At 48.6% G+C, this 20,835-nt stretch carries 12 protein-coding genes; 2 read left to right on the top strand and 10 right to left on the bottom strand.

The window, feature by feature from the left end:
- Positions 1-5: 5 nt before the first annotated feature.
- Both porU2 (CLV60_RS06105) and porU2 (CLV60_RS06100) read right to left on the bottom strand, forming a co-directional pair.
- Positions 6-3,314, bottom strand: coding sequence for a putative type IX secretion system sortase PorU2 (gene porU2, locus CLV60_RS06105; RefSeq protein ID WP_106594457.1), 3,309 nt, complete (start codon positions 3,312-3,314; stop codon positions 6-8).
- Positions 3,315-3,364: 50 nt separating this feature from the next.
- Positions 3,365-6,319, bottom strand: coding sequence for a putative type IX secretion system sortase PorU2 (gene porU2, locus CLV60_RS06100; protein WP_106594456.1), 2,955 nt, complete (start codon positions 6,317-6,319; stop codon positions 3,365-3,367).
- 287 nt (positions 6,320-6,606) lie between these two features.
- On the opposite strand from porU2 (CLV60_RS06100), the gene CLV60_RS34470 reads away from it, so the two are divergent.
- On the top strand, positions 6,607-7,200 hold the full coding sequence (locus CLV60_RS34470) for a collagen-like protein (protein ID WP_211302196.1): 594 nt from the start codon (positions 6,607-6,609) through the stop codon (positions 7,198-7,200).
- Between the two features lie 243 nt (positions 7,201-7,443).
- On the top strand, positions 7,444-8,970 hold the full coding sequence (locus tag CLV60_RS06090) for a malate:quinone oxidoreductase (protein WP_106594515.1): 1,527 nt from the start codon (positions 7,444-7,446) through the stop codon (positions 8,968-8,970).
- A gap of 53 nt (positions 8,971-9,023) precedes the next feature.
- Here CLV60_RS06090 and CLV60_RS06085 read toward each other — a convergent pair whose 3' ends face one another.
- The 8 genes from CLV60_RS06085 to CLV60_RS06050 all read right to left on the bottom strand — a co-directional run bounded on the left by CLV60_RS06085 (position 9,024) and on the right by CLV60_RS06050 (position 20,777).
- Positions 9,024-9,614, bottom strand: coding sequence for a Uma2 family endonuclease (locus CLV60_RS06085; RefSeq protein WP_106594455.1), 591 nt, complete (start codon positions 9,612-9,614; stop codon positions 9,024-9,026).
- 108 nt (positions 9,615-9,722) lie between these two features.
- Complete coding sequence (locus CLV60_RS06080; RefSeq protein ID WP_106594454.1) at positions 9,723-10,568, bottom strand: sugar phosphate isomerase/epimerase family protein; 846 nt, start codon at positions 10,566-10,568, stop codon at positions 9,723-9,725.
- A 6-nt stretch (positions 10,569-10,574) separates the two neighbouring features.
- Positions 10,575-11,747: an FG-GAP repeat domain-containing protein gene (locus CLV60_RS06075; protein ID WP_229210834.1), complete on the bottom strand. Its 1,173-nt coding sequence runs from the start codon at positions 11,745-11,747 to the stop codon at positions 10,575-10,577.
- 68 nt (positions 11,748-11,815) lie between these two features.
- A complete protein-coding gene (locus CLV60_RS06070; RefSeq protein WP_106594452.1) occupies positions 11,816-15,385 on the bottom strand; it encodes a PVC-type heme-binding CxxCH protein in 3,570 nt (1,189 codons plus the stop codon).
- Between the two features lie 159 nt (positions 15,386-15,544).
- Positions 15,545-16,540, bottom strand: coding sequence for a T9SS type A sorting domain-containing protein (locus CLV60_RS06065; RefSeq protein ID WP_229210833.1), 996 nt, complete (start codon positions 16,538-16,540; stop codon positions 15,545-15,547).
- A gap of 22 nt (positions 16,541-16,562) precedes the next feature.
- Positions 16,563-17,564 carry a tail fiber domain-containing protein gene (locus CLV60_RS06060; protein WP_229210832.1) on the bottom strand — a complete coding sequence of 334 codons (1,002 nt, stop codon included), beginning with the start codon at positions 17,562-17,564 and terminating at the stop codon, positions 16,563-16,565.
- 270 nt (positions 17,565-17,834) lie between these two features.
- Positions 17,835-18,872: a tail fiber domain-containing protein gene (locus CLV60_RS06055; RefSeq protein WP_106594450.1), complete on the bottom strand. Its 1,038-nt coding sequence runs from the start codon at positions 18,870-18,872 to the stop codon at positions 17,835-17,837.
- 114 nt (positions 18,873-18,986) lie between these two features.
- Positions 18,987-20,777: a hypothetical protein gene (locus CLV60_RS06050; RefSeq protein WP_211302195.1), complete on the bottom strand. Its 1,791-nt coding sequence runs from the start codon at positions 20,775-20,777 to the stop codon at positions 18,987-18,989.
- Positions 20,778-20,835: the final 58 nt, after the last annotated feature.

Raw genomic sequence — 20,835 nt, 5'->3', positions numbered from 1 at the left:
TTCCGCTAGCGAAGAATATTCACTCTCCCGGTGATTATTTGCTCCGAACCATCGTTCTTGCTTACAATTGCCTTATAAACGTACATTCCCGAACCTATACCGGGCGTCCAATACCAGTCGGAGAGAGTCGAAACCGGCTTGAAGCTATGATCCAGGAGCTTAATACCCCGTGAGTCGTATATGACGTACTGAACCTGCTGAACAGCTTCCAGCTTAATACCCTTAATACGGAACCGAACATAATCGGTAGCCGGATTAGGCGAAGCTATCAGCGCTATTCCCTCCCCTCCCTCACCTATTCTGAACTTAATCTGATAAGGATTTGCGGCCGCATTGCCCGAATCGTCCTGCGTGTTAACTAGCAGTTCGTAGTCACCGACTGTTGAAAAGTCTGTGCGATATTCTACCTGAACCACACGATCTCCCAATTTTGTAACTGTCAGATTCTTGTAAGCCAATTTCCGAAAATCGCAAGTATTGTCGAGGCACGGTTTAATGAAGATATCCATGAGATTCGTGTCTGCCGTCATCAGACGGTCATCGGTCAGAATAAACTTGATCGTCGGCTTAGCGCCCACATCTTCACCATCTTCTATAACCCGCTCATTGAAGGTTACATTCAGTACCGGCGCAATAATATCCTTCACTCTCTCCGCGGGGTAAATATGCTGCGTTTTCGCTACTTCCCAATCGACAACGAGTTCGGCTATGTTATTGGATTCGTTTAATTCCTGAATCACATTCGCCCTATCCAACCTCACCTGTACAAATTTCAACGCTCCCTTACTCGGGAACGTAATCTTAATTGTATCAGCATAAGGCATCGCGGATACAATCTGGCTCTTCACCTCAGTGGTACCGTCCTGAAAGCCATAAGTGAGCTCCACTGGTAGTTTCTCGCCAACGTTGTATTTACCCTGGTTCTTGATCGCGATGGCGGCCGTCAACGTCGCAGATTTTTCTATGGTCTTATCAGAAGATTCGGAATAGATCAGGATACTTTCGTCGGGGTCAACTGAGTAGTCAGGTGAAGCGACGTAGATCATTTTTAATGCCGGATCTCCTTGCAACAATGCTTGGTGAACATTAGCAACATCATATCCATTGTAGCCTTCTGCAAAAATGCGTTTTGCGACTTCCTGCTGAATTTTTCCAATAGACTGTTTTGAAGTGTTTGCATCAAGAAACAGTGTCGTGTAGAGCTTATCGAGATAGTTACTGGTTGAAGAGACGTATGTATCAAATGTATTTGCGATCAGGGCTACCGTCCCTCTCTTTGGAGCCAATATCCAATCTAGCGACAATGCTATCCTGTCCGAAGATGACGGGCTCATGTTAAAACGCGCACTAAACACGTTCCCCACCCCACAACCATTGAAATACAGCAACGGGTATTTACCTTGGTTGTTATAAGCCCGTGCCGCGTCCGTGATGTAACCAATGTCCAGGTCCGTGACAGTAGTGGAACCATGTCCGAAGTAGGTCAAAAGCCCCACTCCTGCATTAATTTCCGGTGTAATATTAACGGACTCTACTTCACTTATTCCTTGTTGCTTTACGAAAGGCTTAACTTTTGCTCCGATGTATCCTTGCTCAGCCTGTGGCGCCAGACCCGCGAGGATATTCTTCAGCTGAGTAATTTCTGACGACGATTTACCCCCATTCAAATGGAGAATATTCTTCTTCCAGCTTACATCCTGGACATTGCTATGTTCGTACTCCTTTACCTTGGCCAGGTAGTCGTACACGTGCTGATTCGTTAACGCAGAAAGTCTTCCGACCGGAATGGCAGGCACTTCCTTCGGAGCTCCTGCAAGCCCCTCCACCAATAATATGTCAGATCCGGGAAATCCGATTGTTGGAACTTCATCGGGAAGCTCACGCACCATTCTTTCATTGAACGTGATCGATTTGCCTAGCAGGAACAGGTACTTTTCACGGTTACCATCCGAAAGCATATAATCTACAAAGCGCCGTATCGCGACAGGACTCGGTTCCCCGTAGTTGAATTGATCATAGATGTCAGTGATCTTAATAACCAGAGGAACAAATGTCCCACCCTCCGCCGAGGCACGATAGGTCGCATACGTTTTTGCGCCTTCTTCCAGGGTCTGGTTCGTAATGATCAGGTAATTATATTTCTTAGCATCCGGCTTAGAGAGCGTGACTGAACTGATCTTAGCAGCAGCAATCGCCAGCGCTTCGTTCGTAAGGAGCAATTTAAGTGCCTTATCTTTAATACGGGGCGCTGTGAAATCCGCTCCCGTACCAGGAATGATTCTTGGAATATCCGGATTAGAAATGTCGTAAAGCTTGCTGGTGGCCGAAGTCCCGGCAATTTTGGCGTGTGTACTTGCATCCGACGTTTTCGGAAAATTAAATTCAAGGCTCTTTTCAGTGCCAATGCTTGTTGCTTGATTGTAAGTGATAGTATAGTAGGCCAGAGAAAATCTATCACGTGAGTCTGATGCCACAGATTTTAACAAAAGTACTCCGTTACCGTCTGCCGCAAGATCAGCCTCTTCCAGTTCAAATGAATATATTGAAGCTACAAAGTTCGCATTGGGAATGGCTCCAACTTTCCGAACGGTACTTTCCGTTTTCCCCGCATACACTTCTATCGATCGCGAGTTGTTGCTGCGACCATGCACCATCATTTTTACCTGCGGTTTTGTTCCCGGCACACGTTTCGTCAATTGAAAGTTGTAGGTGACAGATTTCCCGGGCAACACAGTAACACCGGTTTTACTTGCGCCATTTTCGAAAAAACTGTTAAAAAAATTAGCTCTGATGGCACTGAGAGTACTAAGGGAGTATTCGTTGGCAAAAGCCTTTACCTCCGTCCGCACATGCGACTCAATCGCCGAACCACTTCCTGACGCTGCCCCGACTGTTTCAGCACGCAACCCATTGACCTTTCCTACGGTAAGGAAATACGAACTTTCATCGGAATAAAGGCTCGTGTACGGATTCATCCGGCTACTCATCGGCCGATACAAAAGGGAATCGATGGCACCATCGTTTGGGACCCCGTAAAACAGAATTTCATTGTTTGCTACGCTGAGAATCGCAACTTGAGTGCCCCGATGCCAAAGTTGAAGCTTCTCAGGCTGGTTCACCGGAAAACCCGCTGGCAACGCCGAAAACGGCACCTTGTAGATTCCCTTCTGGGACACTTTCAACTTAACGTAAGGCTGGTCGTACGTGATCCAAGAATTAGTGTATGGCGCTCCCCATTGAGCAAAGGCTTCACTACACAATCCTATCACAAGCAACACAACAAGTTGCAAATACCGTAAAACTCTCAGTGACATAGCTCAGATAAAAAAATAGGGCATGAGTATTCAACCCATGCCCCCAAATATTACAATTTGATTACTTTCTTGATGTATTTATCGCCATTGGCAGTAACAACCTCGACGAGATATTCACCCGGAGAAAGGTTTGAAAGATTCACCCGGATGCCAGTCCCATTGTCTTTCACCACACGACCGTTGATATCCACCAGTCTCCACTTACTGATTTTGGTGGGAACATCGAGCTTGATTTCAAAATATTCTGTCGAAGGATTCGGAGAAACCGACATTGCCGAAGTTCTGTCGAACTCCACCGAAACGATTCTTGACAACGTCTCTTCTCCTTTTTGAACAGAGCCCTCTACCACCGAATCAAAATCAACCTGCTTCAAACGATAGTAGCTCGTACCTGCCAAAGGTTTAGAGTCCATAAACGAGTAGGTAACTTCCGAATTAGAATCACCTTTACCTTCAACTCTGCCGATTTCCTCAAAATTGCGGGCATTATAGCTTCTTTCGATGATAAAGTGGCTGTTATTCCTTTCGGAAGCAGTCTTCCACGTAACCTCGACCTTGGTTCCCGCAACTTTCGCGTTGAAAGAGATCAGATTAACCGGCAGCGGAGCTTCATTAATCAGAATTTTAAGAGCCGGGTCGCCTTGCAAAAGCACCTGGTGAATATTCGCACGATCTGCATCGTAGAACGCCGCTACACGACTATTTTGGCCAGGATTATACGTATAGCCCTTAGCGAGTTTAGTTTGAAGTGCAACTTCCTGCAGAATCTTTCCGATCGTCCCACGATCTTTATCCGATTTCGAGAAAATCAGCGGATATAGCCGATCCAGATAGTCGTTCGAAGTGCTTGCATAAGCATCCCAGGTGTTTCCAAAAACAACGATTGCTCCTTTGCCCGGTGCGATGAGCCAGTCCAATGAAAGTGGCCGTGAAGTACTCGCATTGGGTGCCGCACCAAAAAGGTTACTGAAAATATTATTCACGCCGCAGCCATTGTAAAAGAGCACGGGGAACTTTGTCGTGTTATTATAGTTTTTCGCAGCATCCGTCACATAACCGGGGTTAAGGTCAGTCCGAAAAGTTGAACCATGACCAAAATAGCTGATCATACCGAGGCCCGCTCCATTCAATTCAGTGCCAATATTCACCTCTTCAATGACATCCGCAGCTTGTGTCTTGATTTTCTGGGTTACAGATCCATTAAAAGGTGAAGTATTAATGGTGCTACCGATAGTCGAAAGATAACTCGCGAATTGATTGATCTCTCCTGCATCTTTACCCCCGCTTACATGCATCACATTTTTTCTCCATGCAATGTCTTTTTGCGCTTCATAATCTTTTATTTTCTGAAGATAGCCATTTACCTCGGCGTCGGTTAGGCCCGAAATACGACCTACCGGAATCGCAGGAACGTCATCCGGAGTTCCGCGGAGACCATCTACGAGCAGAAGATCAGAGCCAGGAAAACCTATCGTTGGAACTTCGTCCGGCAATTCTTTCACAATTTTGTCAGGACGGGTAATTGATTTCCCGATCAGCAACAGATACTTTTCCTTGTTGCCATCCGAAATCATATAATCCACAAAGCGTCTGATGGCGACAGGACTTGGCTCCCCGTAATTAAACTGGTTGTAAAGGTCTTTGACCTTGATAACAAATGGGGAATACTTGACACCAGGAGAGTCGTTTTGACGATAAGTAGCAAAAGCCTGTGCCGAACCAACAAGATTATCAGCCGTTAAGATCAGGTAATTATAGGACGTTGGATTAATATCCTGAAATGTCACAGTCGATATGTTCCCAGCCTGAACATTGATGTTCTGGCTATCGTTCGTCGTCAGCAATTTCAAAGCATTACCGTTGCGGCTCACCATCAGGTTCGCAGCAGCCCCCTGGATAATACGCGGAGCGTCAACACTTGAAATGTCATAGAATAGTGCATTGGCCGGTGGGTTCGCAATCGGAATTCTCGATTTTGTCCCGTTAGCGGCAGATGGGAAATTGAACTCATAGGAGTTTAATCCCTGTGCATCGACTGTCTGGTTATACGAAACGGTGAAATAGCTTACCGAAAACCAGGACGAAGGAATAACGCTTTGGAATCCGAGGGTACCCCCATTTGCATCATAATCTTGGGCAGGATCGAGGTCAAAATTCACTTCCAACGGACCGAAGTCAAATGTATTGGCGGTAGTGACTTGTCTAAGCGCCGATGAATTTTTACCCGCCTTGATCTGCACCTGGGCACTTCCTGCCCGGCCGCTCAGCAATATTTTAACCTTTGGAATAAAGCCTCCGTGGACATTCTTGGCTGCAAAATTGAAATTGGAGGCAGGCGTAGCTGGTTGCGCATTTGACACCGGGTTAGCCGTATAGACCGGGCTTGTAGCCTGAGCACCAACCGGAAGGCGTGTTCCAGTTCCTGTTTTCCCATCTTCAAAAAAGCTGTTTAAGGTAGCCGGACGCGTCGAATAGAAAGTGAAGTGAGTGTACTCAGTCTGGAAAGTCTTCAGTTCAACCTGATTGTGAAATTCAGACGCAGGTACTCCGTTATCCACGGCGGTGTTTTCCACTTCAGCACGTAAACCATTATCGGCACCGATAGTTAAAAAATAGGCACTTACATTGGAATAGGTACTGAAATATGGGTTCTTACGTGAAGTCGGCAACCGATACAACAATTCATCGGACGCCCCGTCATTAGGGACCCCGTAAAAAAGTATTTCCGTATTATCTGCTTTCAGAATGCTTACCTGATTTCCGCGATGCCACAGTTGTAGCTTTGCTTTATCGGCCGACTGAAACGCCGCGGGTAGTGAGGAAATGGCAATGCGATGAATACCCTTCGCGGACACGCCTATGCGCACCCACTGTTGTCCGTATTTGCCCGCAAGCCATTCATTCCCATTAACTCCGCTCCATTTTTGGGAAAATACATTGGATATGCCAAGACCAAAAACCAGTAAAAGCACACCAAAAAGAGAAGTAAAATTTTTTAACCTCATAAGTTCAAATTTAATAGTGCATACATTACACCGTTAGTGTATATAATAAACGATAAACTCTTTAATGATTGCAACGTGAGAATTGAAACAGTATTATAACTAAACAAAAATACAATAATTTCAAAACAGAACAATGAACTGCAAACCCGCACATTTAAAGAATGAATCATTTCGACAAAAGCGGAATGATGTTACCGCAGGCATGATTTTTTCAACCGACAAATAATTTCATCCTTATATTTGTCCGCAACAAGTACTCTAATATTCTAACCAAACCAACGATCAGTATGTTGAAACGACTAATTTTCTTTGCTTCGGTTGTCTTAATCGGCGTGACACTCGTAAACTGTGACGGCGATAAAGGCGATGTAGGACCAGCAGGTAAAGATGGGGCCACTGGGCCCGCAGGACCTCAAGGCCCGAAAGGTGATACGGGCGTAGCAGGTAAGGACGCGCTCGGTGCGAGAATCATTACAACCGGTGCACTGAAAACAGACGCAGACGGAGGTTACGCATTCGGTATCAGCAACTTAACGCCTGCCGACACAACGATGCTTACAAACGCAGGGGTGTTCGTGTACATCAAAAGCCAGAACTATTGGTGGTCTATTCCAGGTCCGGTGGGCTTTACGGCAACAGATACTACCACGTTCCACTTCCGCTACGCTCTTCGCAATGGACGGACCTTCTTCGTTCAAATCAAGCCGGTTAGCTGGACAGGCGGCTCACCTACAGCACCTACGAGAGACCTTGAATCTGTAAGGGTAATCCTCGTTCCGACAGAAAAATTCAGACGCAGTGCAGCAATCGATTGGAAGAATTACGATGCAGTTGTCAAAGCCCTGAACCTTAACGAATCTGACGCGATCAAAGCAGACTAACAAAGCTCTGCCGCCGACAGCACAAAAAGCTGCCTTCACCAGGCAGCTTTTTGTTTTCCCCAACCTGAGTTTTGCAACAAAGAAAGTTTTAATTGCCCCCTGCCAAGAACTTACTGCCCGTCATAACTTTTATTTTTGAAATTATACTATTTTCGAAACAAATATTGTTAGGACGATTGTTACCTAACAGTGATTTGTACTTTTCCGGGCTTAGGCCTTCTTACCATATTTCTTTTTTTCGTGATGAATACCAAAAAGTCTTCAAAAACGAGCTCACCTGACGTGGTTTTGATTGGGGCAGGCATTATGAGCGCTACGCTCGGGGTTCTACTGAAAAAGCTTAATCCATCCATTACCATCTCCGTTTTCGAACGTCTTGACCGCGTAACGGCGGAGAGCTCAGATCCGTGGAATAATGCCGGTACCGGCCATTCCGCTTTCTGCGAGTTGAACTACACGCCACAGCTGGCCGACGGTTCCATTGAAACCAAAAAGGCTGTCAAAATCGCCGAATCATTCGAGGTATCGAAAGAGTTTTGGGCCTACCTGGTTGAAAACGGTGTGATTGATTCACCTGACGAATTTATCCACAATATTCCTCACCTGAGCTTTGTATGGGGCGAGGAAAACGTGGAGTATCTCCGCAAACGCTACAAGGCCTTGACCAGCCACCATTTGTTCCACGGAATGGAATACACCGAGGACAAGGAAACGATCGAGAGCTGGATACCTTTGGTCATGAACGGCAGAGATGCGGATGAAAAGGTAGCTGCAACCCGCATGGAGCTCGGTACCGACGTTAACTTCGGCGCATTAACGAAAGCGATGTTCAGCTACCTGGAAAAGCAGGACGGTGTAAATCTTTTCCTTAACTACGAGGTAGACGACATTTCACGCAAGAAGGATAACTCATGGCTTATCGAGGTCAAGGATCGGGCTTCGAAAAAAGGAAGCAAGATCAACACTAAGTTCGTGTTCATCGGTGCAGGCGGCGGCTCTTTACCATTGCTCGAAAAATCGAGTATCCCCGAAGGCAAGGGATTCGGTGGTTTCCCTGTAAGCGGACAATGGCTGGTGTGCAACAAGCCCGAAATTATTGAAAAACACCAGGCGAAGGTGTATGGCAAAGCGTCTGTGGGCTCACCGCCGATGTCGGTTCCCCACCTCGATACCCGTATTATCGACGGTAAGAAAGCATTGCTTTTCGGACCATATGCCGGTTTTTCAACCAAGTTTCTGAAAAACGGCTCCTATTTGGATCTCCCGCTTTCCATTAAGCTGAACAATATCAAACCCATGCTGGCCGCGGGATTGCACAACATTCCACTGACCAAATATCTGATCGATCAGGTTCGGCAATCACCACAAGACCGACTGGAAGCATTGAAAGACTATTTCCCGGAAGCGAAACTCGAAGATTGGGACCTCGAAACCGCCGGACAGCGTGTTCAGGTGATCAAAAAAGATAAAAAAGCAGGCGGTGTGCTCGAATTTGGTACCGAAATGGTTACCGCCGCGGACGGTTCACTGGCAGCATTGCTGGGTGCGTCCCCGGGAGCTTCTACTGCCGTATCGATCATGCTGGAATTGATTCACAAATGTTTCGCCGAAGCCAAATCCCCGGAATGGCAGCGCGAATTCAAGAAGATCATCCCTTCATTCGGCAAATCTCTTTCCAAAGAAAAAGATCTGGCCGCCAAAACCCGCGCCTGGACTACAGAGGTACTACATCTGAGTGCCTCTCATTTGGAAGAAGAAGTGACTGCCTGATTTCGTTAGTATTAAAATAGTAAAGCCCCGGAACGTTCCGGGGCTTTACTATTTTAATATACAAAAACCTCGGAAAGATCAATGGAAAGACCGGGGAAGACTGCTGACTGTAATATCTCTCCGTTTATTTTGGGATGCTGTCCCACGAACTTGCCAAGTTCGTTCAACAAAAAGATATTCACATGACCATACTCCGGGTACACGATCCAATATTCCCGGACGCCACTCTCTTCGTAGATAGTGAATTTCTGGCTCATTTCGCTTGATGTATTTCCGGGCGAAAGCACCTCAATCACAAGGTCTGGCGCACCCAAACAGCCTCGGTCATCTATTTTTCCCAAGTCACATATCACACAGATATCTGGCTGTAAGACCGTTGTAATTTCCTGATTACTCTTCTTATCCGTGATAGGTAACCTTACATCGAATGGTGCCGGAAAGACCCGGCAGCGGGTGTCTTTCAACTGTGTCCAAATCATACCACTTATATTCATGACAGCAGTTTGATGCTGGCTTGACGGAGCCGGAGACATTTCATAAATATGTCCCTTAATCAGCTCCAAACGCTCCTTGAACTGCCATTTCAGGTAATCAGCGTAAGTATACTGCTTGGTAAGGTCCAGTTGGTCAAAACTTGTGATCATGAGCCGATTCGTTTTTACAATATTACCAAATCCCTGCGCCTATTCCCACCAATGTAAGTCAATCGAGCGGCTGCAATGTGCAAAAACATCGGCTGAATAATCAAACGTTCAAAACGCCAGCGACCTCAAAAACCGCAACCCGTCTACCGCGATAGCCTCGCGCGACGGCTCTACTTGCCGCCATATCGAAGCTGCTTTGGCAATGACCTTCACATCCGGCGTGAATGATTCGATCACAATGTCGCCCTGATAATGTATATGGTCCAACGCGGCGAAAATGCGGTCCCAGTTGATCTGGTCGCCGCCCGGAGTGCCGCGGTCGCTGCCGGAAGCATGCAGAAGCCCCAACCAATCTCCTGCCTTCCTGATAGCCAGTGCCGGGTCCTTTTCTTCCAGGTTCATGTGAAAAGTATCGAGGTGCACTTGTAATGCATCGCTGCCTACGGTTTCGATCATCCGCAACGCCTGTTCGCAGGTGTTGATAAAATCGGTCTCGTAGCGGTTCAACGGCTCGATGGCCAGCTTAACATCGTGCCTACTGGCAAAATCTGCCAATATTGTCAGGTTACCGGCAACGAGGTCCCACTGTTTGCGTTTCTGATCATCGGGTACCATCTCCGCCCGGCCTACCGCAGAATAAATAGGCCCGGCGACGAGCTTGCTTCCCAATACCGGCGCAATGCGGATCAATGCTTCCACATATTCAATGGCTGTCACCTGATCTTTACGCGTACCGCGCAGGTCGCGCCCGGGGCCCGTAGCCGCGCATACGGACCTGCATTCGAGCCCGCTATCGTCCAATGCTTTCCGGACAAAATCCGGATCAATATTGCCCGGGTCTTCCAAAGCTATTTCAACAAAATCAAATCCCCAATCCTTGAATTGTGGGAAAAACGTGGTGCTCTCGTTCGTGAACGGTGAAGAAAACAGGTAGGTATTGATACCAAACTTCATCAGTGATTACTTCCCTTTTTGCTGTGTGAAAATGCGCACGCCCTTTTTGTTACCGGTGACGATGTCGAGCAACCCGTCGCCATTCAGGTCTTCGACGGTCACGTGCAGGCCCACGCCAGAATTGTCATCAATATCATGCCTGATCCACGTCGGAACTTTACCGGGCTTATATTCAAACCATGAGATAAATGCAGGCTCGAATTCACCAGGGTCGTTTCCATTGTGCGCGAAGTAGCGTTTGCCGGTGATAAAGTCGGGGTGACCATCGCCATTCATATCTTTCAGCGCCAGACCGTGCGTCTGCGAAATAGTTTTGTCAATGTCATGGTGAATCCAGACGGTTTCGTTGCCCTCCTTCCGCTGTTCGTGCCACCAGATGCCGTAGTTATGCGCGGAGGCACTGAGTACGTCGTTCAGGCCATCGCCATTCAAATCCAGCACATACATTTGGGAACAATCCTGTCCCAGGTCTGCCGGATGGAACTTCCAATCCTTGTCTTTGGGGTATTTGGCAGGTCCTTCCGCCGGTCCCTCCCACCATCCGCTTCTTACGAGCACATCCTTACGGCCATCGCCGTTAATATCGCCATAGCCGATCCCGTGCGTGTACATATGTGTGGAGTTGTTGGGATCGTTGCTGATCACATATTTCTCCCAGGTCGTGTCACCTTTTTTGGACGGGCATTTCAGCCAGATCACCTTCTTACCCGTCGGATCGTTGCAAAGCAAATCCAGCCGTCCGTCACCATCGATATCCACGAGCTGCGGCGATTCGTTTCCAACCGAAGAATAAACGGTATGCACCGGCCAATGCCCGGGTTTGTTTTGCGGATTCTCGTGCCAGGCGGCAGCCTTTCCGGGCCAATCGATGCGGATGAGGTCTATCCAGCCATCCTGGTTCACGTCCATGGCAAAATCCAGGAAAGAATCGCTGTAACTGCCATTCACAATAAACTCTTGCGGCTTGGCGAGTTCATGCTCCTTCCAGTCGGGCGCTTCGAACCAATAGGCACCCGAGAGAATGTCCTTTTTCCCATCTTTATTCACATCGCCCATCGCGGCACCTTCGGCGATGAATCGTTTGGTAAGTTCCGTTTTCTTAAACACGAGCGCTGATCCGCTCTTCCCTTTCTTCTGCGCTGACGCATTGGTCCAGGCAAAAGCAATTATATTGATCAAACAAAACCATTTCAAAACTCTTCCGGTTAACAGCATCGGATTTATGGGTTAGGATTAACACTCAAATATCATTTTACCCCTAAGAGGTAGTCGAGCAAGGCGTAAAAGTCGTTTTCAGGAATGATGTTCCGGAACTGGTCGGGCATTAGCGTGTATTTGGATGCCCGGTACTCTTTCATATCGCCTTTCGCCACCGAAAACTCCTGCCCCGTCATGTCCGCGAACACGATCGTCTCGCCTTCTGTCCTGCGGTACAGGCCCGTGAGGGTCTTTTCATTTTTCAATGTGATATTATAAGTACGAAATGCCTCAGTTATATTCCTGTTGGGGTCAAGGATTTTTTGAGTCAATGCCTTGTGGCCCCAGTTTCCGATACCGTCGAGCTGCGGCCCCACGAGCCCTCCTGAACCCTGGATCTGATGGCAACCGCTGCAATTTTGCACGAAAATGACCTTTCCCGCATCCGAAAACGTAGTCGCCGGTTTGAAATTCGCAATACGCGTATCGATCAGTTTCTGGCGTTCCGCGCGCTCGGATGCGCCGGCCATGAGCAGCTGCCGCATTTGTGTTTGCTGGGAAGCATCTGCATTGTTGGTAAGCCGTTCCTGCACGGGCACCTCGGTAGCAATGTCTGCTCCAAGCTCCTCGTCTTTGAATGCATTCAGCAAATAACCGATACCTTCGGAGGTATTGGCCAATACACTCGCAATCACGATCTGGAGGTTGCGCGCGCCACTTGCCAGTTGCTTTTTCAATGTCTCGTAAACGGAAGGAGCTGCCGCTTGCCCCATCGACACAGCCAGTTTCTCGCGTAAAGCTGGCAATTCCGACGGATCATTAAATACCTCCGAAAGTACATTCACATTTCCCTTCGGATCTATATTCATCAAGGCGCCCGCGGCAGCACTCCTCACTGTATGATCCATCCATTTGGTTTGCAAAATAGTTCTTAATGCAGGTTGAAGAGATTGAATACGATACGCTCCAGCTATTTCCACTGCCGCAATCCTTTGTTCCGAAATAATGGATGGCCCCTTCTCAGGATTAGTAATCACTGCCGGTTCAAACTGCCCGACCCCTACGGACCCCGTCTGTGAACTATCCACCGCCTCGATATACCCCATTTGCCCTTCATACCCCGCCAGATTGAAGGTCGCACTACGAATCAACTCCTTGAACTGCATAGGTTCCACTTGATTAACCCGATATTCCGCGACAACCTTTCCGCTGTCGGCCAACCGGATTTTGACCGAGTTTTTTGAAATACCCTTTTTCTCCGCGCGGTTATGGACATCATTATCAAACACATTCATTTTCAATGTCGCCGGTAGCCGGAACGGCACCGAGTACAATGCCGATTGGGGGCCATAACCTCCTTTTTCACTCAAAACGATTCGGAATGCAGGCATTATATCCACAAGAAAATGATCCGACACCGTCCAGGAATTCACCGGATCGACATGCTTGCCAACCTTCCTGATTTTCCACGTTTCGGCTCCGGCGGATATATTGTTCAAAAACTTTCCGGCCAATTCGGCACCCCAGGCAACCATTTTCGCGCTTGGAGCTGCCCCGCTTTGCCGAATCCCAGCCTGAATCGTCCGGTACAACGAAAGTTGCTTTTCCGGTTCATTCGTGAATTTCGTATTGATCAGGCCGATAGCCTTTTCGATCTGGTAGGGCGCTGCGAGCCGGCCAATGTATTCGAGGTTGTTCAAAAGATCTTGGGAATCGAGCTCGTGCGTAAGCGTGTAGTCGAGCACGAATGCGGCGCCCGCGGACGAGGGTATGTCGAGCAATGCCTTGTTCAGCAATGCCAGTTGTGCATCCGTCCACCGCATGGCGGGAACACGCCACATCACGCTGGCATTTTTCAAGTTGTTTCGAACACCCAGCATGGCGGTATAGCGCAAATGCGTATCCTCAGCCGGCGTTTTTTCATACAAATCCATCAACAGCGCCAGGTTTTCCGGCTTCGGAAAGCGCGTCAAAACTTCCGCTGCCCCTCGCCGTATAAACGGATCATCGGCTTTTAATGCTTCCATAACCCTACGGTAATGGGTATCAACAATGGTGTTTCGTTCACCCAGAATACGTAATGCGTGAATTTTCACTACCTGTTCACTGCTAATGAGTGCATCATCGAGCACCCGATCATCGAGCGCGCCGAGGCGGTGCAATATCCACAATGCGTGCACCTGAACAACTGCATCGGCAGTGCTCAAAAGACCCTTTACCGGTGCAATCGCCTGGCCTTTCCAGCTATCAACAAGGCGGTCGGCCACTTTGAGGCGCGTATTCAGCTGCGGGTGTCTCAGCCCTTCCAGCAATTGTATGATCGATGCTTTCGACCAGTCGGTAACCGGCAAATTCTCATGCGGCTCATTGCCTTTGTAAGTCACTTTCCAAATCCGTCCGCTAATCCGGTCGCGCCCGGGGTGGTTCAGCGCAACTTCATAATGCCCGATAATCCGGTTATAAAAATCGGCGATATATAGGGCTCCATCCGGCCCGACTTTGATATCCACCGGCCTGAACCAAGGATCCTTGCTGACCAGAAGCGGCTCTTCCTTTTTAGAAGATGGCGTCGAGCCATTGAACGTAACCGTATTCCGGTCAATGCGGCAGGTGACCACGTCGCCGGTAAAGAAACTCCCGCGGTACTTTTCCGGAAACTGTTTCCCCGTGTAGTAAACAAGCCCCGCCAATGCGGTCGAACCCAAGTCGTACGTCATCATCGCCGGGGCGAAACCCAGTCCGACGGGCGCCTTCTTGCCAAAATGCGGGTAATCCCCGCCAAAAATCAGCTGGGTAATGGGTTTGGTATGACAATCTACCGAATACAGATACCCTTTCTCGTCATAGGCGTAACCAAACGGGTTCACGCGACCGAACGTCGTCTGCTCCACATGACTCCCGTCCAATTTCACTCTGAAAGTATTGCCCGAATTCATGCGTATCGAATCGCCATCCGTTCCTGCAACATTCGAAACATTGGAAAAACCGTGGCATACATGCAGCCAGCCGTCGAATCCGCGCATGAGGTTGTTCACCATCCCGTGCGTGTCCTTATGCCCGAAGCCGCCGAGCAGTATCTCCCGGCTGTCAGCCTTGCCATCGTTGTTGGTGTCTTTGAAATGATAAAGATTTGGGATACTGTACCCGATTGCCCCGTCTGCAACCGGCATAATGCCGATCGGGATATTGAGATTATCGTCAAAATGCGTGAAAGTGTCCGCGCGGCCATCGCCGTTTTTGTCTTCCAGAATCGTAATACGGTCCTTTCCGTCGCTTTCTCCCGCCGCCACCGGATATTCCGACGACTGCGTCACCCACAACCGGCCACGGTCGTCGAACTCCATATTCATTGGCTTGGTAATGTCAGGTTCGGAAGCAAAAAGCGTTACTTCAAAACCTTCGGGCAGCACAAAACTGAGGCGTTCTTCTTCCGGCGTTTGGAAACCGGTTGTCCGGATATGTTCCGCATAAATGTCCGTCTCAACCTTTTGAGCAGTGTGAGCCACTGTCACATTCTGGCCCGACTTGTTTTGGGGAGGTTTACAACTTTGTGTGTTAAACAGCAGGGAGGCGGTCAGCAATGGCAGACCGATTCTGAAACTACTTCGGAATGGCAGCATACGATCGAACAGGAAAGCTAGGGTTAAGGAATCTCGTTGAATATGTACTCGTACTAAACCCGGCAAGCCGGTAATTTTACTATGATAATTTGGATTAAAATAAGAATCCGGGCCACTGTGTGCGTTAACGGCATCACCATAGCCCGGACCGGGTAAATATCAATACTTGACAAAATGCGAACGTTCAGAACTTCCGTCGCGGTACTCAATTTGCAGCATGTAGCTGCCCGGTTGGATGCCGGTTAGCGGAACATATTGCTCTTTTGAACCTGTTGCTCCCGCAGTTTCTCTCACAATGCTACCACCGGCATTCAATACCGTTACCTTCGTTACCTTTGACCAGTCTTTCACGTCAATTTCGAGCCGGTCGCCCGCCGGGTTCGGAAAAACAACCAGATCCGCCCCATCCCACGACACCTTCCTGATCTGGCTGAATGCAAAAGTGCCGTCACGGTCAATCATTTTTAACCGATAATAGGCTATATCGGCAATCGGATCCGTGTCAGTATAGGCGTAGTCTACCTGCTGACTACTTTCCCCTGCCGAGCCCACACGATCCAATACCTTCCAATTCTTCGTATCCCGGCTTCGCTGGATTTCAAAGAAATCGCTGTTAGCCTCAAAAGAGGTTCTCCATGTCAGCTTTACACGCTTTTCATCCTTTTCGGCATCGAATGCAGCGAGCGTTACGGGCAGCGCGCTTTGTGCATTCACGAGCGTGAGCAACCTGATATCCAGGTCGGCTACATCTTTGGATACATAATGCAAACCTAAGTCGCGCGTCGAACTAGACATTGTCGTAAACCCCGATTCGTCCGACCACGAATTCGCCAATTCCAACAATGATTCCGTGTTGCCGTTCAGCTCCGCCGGATCATAGATAATGCCCAGGGTACCATGAAAATTGACCGGATTGTTGAAAACGTACTTCTTTTTAATACTCGCATTCGGGTTACCCGGCACTGCGGTGTGCGATACTGTGAGGGAATAGTTGTTGCCTAGGTTGAGATCTTCGGTGGGGACGAGTACGAGGCTATCCACGGAGAATACCGTTCCTATTTTTACATACAAATCGCTACCCGTAACAAACTGACAACGCCCCTCCATCGCCCACATGCAACACAGTGCCAATGCAATTGATGTTTTGATTCTCATTTGAAAAAGTTTTGTGTGTGAATTATCTGTTCGCTATAACACCCTTCCGTTTGCCTGTGCCCCGTGTCCGTGCATTCCCTGCCAATTGAGCTTTTATTTCCGCCAGCTCTACCAGCAGATCACTGTTTTGCTTTTCCAATTGCTCAGTTCTTTTAGCCAACGCCTGAATCGCAATCAGATTAATGCCATCGAAATCAGCCTGGTTAATCGTCGTATCCGTCCCGATCGTTCCATACGAATCCCGCCCGAAAGCCTTGTAGAAATCCTGCGCCATCGGGCCATAATGCCGAAGCGTCTTTGGGTCCTGCCCTTTATAATTCCAGGACGTGAGGTTCATCCTGGCGATTTTATTTAAAACGTCCTCGCCGTTGACGGGAGCGAAGTTTTCCTTTTTGTTGACGTCGGAAGTAACCTGCCAGGCGTTTCCGTTGGATGGAAGTAAAACCCCGACAGTGGCCATGGCGTCGGTATACAAACGGTATCCTCCTGTAAATGCCATCGCCATTTCATTATTGCCATTACTTTTGACTGTGGTCGTTCCATAGCCCAAAACAAAGGATCCGGTTTTGCTGTTAGTCGAGCCATTGCCTATCGCAACGGAATTACTCCCGCTTGCAACCGCACCATTTCCCATCGCAACAGAATTATTCCCATCCGCAACCGCACCATTTCCCATCGCAACAGCATTTAGTCCGCTTGCCTTCGATTGATTTCCATGTACAAATGAATAGCTACCGAAGGCTTTACACGCGAACCCGACGGCAAACGATCCCGTAGCAGTCGACATGCTTTGCAGGCCGATCGCGGTTGCGGCCCGCCCGGTAGCAGAATTCTCGTAACCGGAAGCGAAAGAGTACAATCCTACATCTGGTGCATCGAAATCGCTTTTACCTTCCCTGAATCCGCCTGCTCTTAAAGCTCCTTTGTCGTAAATCCACTTTAGCCCAAACTGAATTGAATCTCCTGGTAGCTGAGGATCATAGAACGGATCAAATGCGGGATCGAAATTTTTGGTCGTGGACATGATTGCCCCGTGATGCACATGCAACTTAGCCTGCGGAGTAGTAGTCCCAATCCCAACCTGGGCCTTAGAAAAGTGTGTAATCAAACTCAGAGCTATTGCACCCAATGCAATGCGACCTGCATTCTTTAAATGTTTCATCGTGCGTGATTGTAAAAGTTTAACATTTGACATTTTGATGCCGAATGTCAGCCAATTGCCTCACAGTCACACTGATTGATACCCAAGTGGTACTTCACGTTTATTTGCCGGAATGTAGAGGCATCTACCGCACTACTTTTGAATCGCCATTATACGTTTCTTCTTCCTTCCCTGCTCAGATCGAGCCTCCGCCAACTCCGCCCTGATGGTGGCAATCTCGACGCTCATTTCTTCCATTCTCCGGATCAGCGCCTGGACTGCGATCAGGTTCACACCATCGAAATCAGCCTGATTAATGGTCGTATCCGACCCAATCGTGCCATAAGCATCCTGCCCGAATGCCTTATAGAAATCCTGCGCCATAGGGCCGTAGTGCCGGTATTGTTTAGGATCCTGGCCTTTGTAGTTCCAGGAAGTCAGGTTCATTTTGCTGATTTTTTGGAGGAAGTCTTCGCCATTGACCGGGGCGAAGTTTTCTTTTTTGTTGACGTCGGAGATGACTGACCAGGCATTACTTCCCGACTGCAATTGAACTCCTATTGTTTGCGCACTATTTGTAAACAATTTGTACCCTCCCGAAAAGCCCATGACCATTTGATAGCTTTTGTCGTTCTTCAAACTCGAATTACCTCCCGATCCAAAGACGAACGACGAGTATTGGCCATTTGTTGATACCTGATCACCCATCGCAACCGAATGCCCTCCGCTTGCAACCGCACCCGTACCAAAAGCAAAGTCAAATGAGCCCGAAGCATAGGACTTTTCACCACCGGCAAAGGATGCCGTTCCTGCGGCCGAAGAACGCAATCCGAAGGAAACCGCACCCAACCCACTGGCCAAATTTTCATATCCTGCGGCAAACGAAAATTGACCTATCCCCTGTTTGTCAAGGGTCCCCGTACCCGATCTTTCGCCAACGGCTCGCAAGGCACTTTTATCATGCAGCCACATGAAGCCATAATGCAATGGTATTGCGAAGTCAGGATCATAATACGGATCGTTTTCAGCCGGCAATTCAGGAGTAGTACCAATTATTGACCCATCATAAACATGCAACTTCTCCTGCGGAGTTGTAGTCCCAATCCCAACCTGAGCCTCGGAAAAGTGTGTAATCAAATTCAAAGCCATTGCACCCAATGCAATGCACCCTGCATTCTTTAAATGTTTCATCGTGCGTGATTGTAAAAGTTTAACATTTTGACAACAAATACCCCAATGTCAACCAATTGATTTACAATCACATTCATCGATACCCAAGTGGTACTGACCGTTTATTTATCGGAATTACGGCTTGTAATGATAGTTCCCCCGCCCCGCCGGTGCGGCGTCCCCGTTCAGCCAAAAGTCCGTCACCTCGCCATCTTGCTGCATATGATCACTCCATTTAAACTCAAAATCGGGTTCGCCGGAAATGCCCAGGAGTGATTTCAGGACTTTGATTTCCAGCTTGTTCCCCGACACCGAATATTCCGCTTCCCCGGCTTTCTGCCAGTTCCAGGAGGCGTCCGTTTTTTCAACCATGGCTTTCTGTGTTGGATTAATGCGGTTAATCACGACGTCGTAGCCTTCCCAGCCGGTATTCTTGTCGCGATCCGTGTTTATAAAAAGCCGCATCCAGCCCGGGTCGGTGGTCGGGCTGAGCGGTTTGGCGGTTTCTACATAAAAATAGATGTGGTCCTGATCGCGGGCGACTTTGGAAAGGACAATATCGTTGCGCCCTGTGGTATTGCGGTAGACCATACTTCCCCAACCCGGGCTGTTGCGATGGAGCGTGCTGCCTTTGTGAGCCTTGAATGCCGGTAAAATGTTCTCCCATTCCTTAAACTGCCCGTCCACTTTAATCGTAACCGATGCCGAGGCCCGCTGCGGCGCAGACAAGCCTTTGAAGCGCCGGATATTGGCGGCCATCTGATAATAATAATTATCGCCATGCCCGCCTTTCATCGGCTCGATGTCGCGGCTGCCTTCCTGGTCGAACTCGTCGGGGAACGCGTTGGTTTGTTGCTGCCATACGTCGTAACGGCCAGCAATCCATTCGTTCCAGCCTGTGATGAATATCAACTCGGGATTGATTTCCCTGGCGCGATCCCATTGTTCCTGAAAGTTATGGCCGTAGTTCACCGCGCCCACCTCGGTAATGTGCCCCTTCGCGTGCGTGTAACTGCGCCCGAACGAGCCCGTTGCATTCAATGCGGTGAGGCCACGTTCTTTCGTCCAGTTTTGTGCAACACCTACGGTAGCCTGCTCGAAACTACCGTCTGCATTCTTTTTAAAACCATGCTGCGGGTAAATTTCCAGCCAGCCCCAATGATCTGCTTTTTCGGGGCCCTTGTTGTACACCGGCTGACCGGGCCTGAATGTGAAGAACTCCCGCATTTCCTTTTCCAGCTCCGGTTGCGCCGATTGCCCTTTGATCGTCTCGGTGAATGCCGGGTCCGCCATAATGAACGGCTTCCCTTTCCATTGAAACCACAGGTCCTTGTATTTGCCGGGTTTGTACAGGTCTCGGTAGATTTCCCGGATGATCTCTTTCCCGCCGTCGGTCACCCAAAACGGCAGCATAAATGCAATTTGCGGGGTATTCACACCATCTTTTCTTGCCTGCGTGAACACCTCGCAAAGCTTCATGTACGACTCTTTCCAGGTAATATTCCCGTTGGTACAATCAAAAATGATCATATCCACCCCAGCGTCGGCTAACATTTCGGCATGTTTGCGCAGCACCCATTCGTCGGTATCGATGTAATACCCAAACAACGGCTCGGCCCAGAACCATGGACTATTGCGCTTCGGCCAGACCGGGTTCTTGAAATCGTGGACTGCCTTTGGATCCCGTGCGAGGTATTCCATCACATTCAGCGGAGGATTGTTCTTGGCCTGCTGCGTGTGCCAGGTCCAGTAGAAAAGGCCTACGAACTTGTCCTTTTTCAAATCGCCGACTTCATCATGGCCCGGCAGCTTACGCCCCACGGCGTCGGTAGCGGTGACGTCGGCGGTGTAGTTTTGGGCAAATGTATTTACCCGAAAATGCCCGAAAAAAACAATTAGAAATATACAGACGTATTTTGCATCCATAACCTGGAATTTTGTTCAACACTAACTCGGACTGTTGCGACAAATCTTGCGGTGCGCT

The sequence above is a fragment of the Dyadobacter jiangsuensis genome (assembly GCF_003014695.1).
In the GTDB taxonomy this organism is placed as follows: Bacteria; Bacteroidota; Bacteroidia; order Cytophagales; family Spirosomataceae; genus Dyadobacter; species Dyadobacter jiangsuensis.
Note: the sequence above shows the minus strand (reverse complement) of the source record. Positions and strands in the feature narration are given on the sequence as shown.

Coding starts and splice junctions, on each gene's coding strand:
- porU2 (WP_106594457.1), bottom strand. CDS start 3,314: ATGTCACTGAGAGTTTTACGGTATTTGCAACTTGTTGTGTTGCTTGTG.
- porU2 (WP_106594456.1), bottom strand. CDS start 6,319: ATGAGGTTAAAAAATTTTACTTCTCTTTTTGGTGTGCTTTTACTGGTT.
- CLV60_RS34470 (WP_211302196.1), top strand. CDS start 6,607: ATGTTGAAACGACTAATTTTCTTTGCTTCGGTTGTCTTAATCGGCGTG.
- CLV60_RS06090 (WP_106594515.1), top strand. CDS start 7,444: ATGAATACCAAAAAGTCTTCAAAAACGAGCTCACCTGACGTGGTTTTG.
- CLV60_RS06085 (WP_106594455.1), bottom strand. CDS start 9,614: ATGATCACAAGTTTTGACCAACTGGACCTTACCAAGCAGTATACTTAC.
- CLV60_RS06080 (WP_106594454.1), bottom strand. CDS start 10,568: ATGAAGTTTGGTATCAATACCTACCTGTTTTCTTCACCGTTCACGAAC.
- CLV60_RS06070 (WP_106594452.1), bottom strand. CDS start 15,385: ATGCTGCCATTCCGAAGTAGTTTCAGAATCGGTCTGCCATTGCTGACC.
- CLV60_RS06065 (WP_229210833.1), bottom strand. CDS start 16,540: ATGAGAATCAAAACATCAATTGCATTGGCACTGTGTTGCATGTGGGCG.
- CLV60_RS06060 (WP_229210832.1), bottom strand. CDS start 17,564: ATGTCCACGACCAAAAATTTCGATCCCGCATTTGATCCGTTCTATGAT.
- CLV60_RS06055 (WP_106594450.1), bottom strand. CDS start 18,872: ATGAAACATTTAAAGAATGCAGGGTGCATTGCATTGGGTGCAATGGCT.
- CLV60_RS06050 (WP_211302195.1), bottom strand. CDS start 20,777: ATGGATGCAAAATACGTCTGTATATTTCTAATTGTTTTTTTCGGGCAT.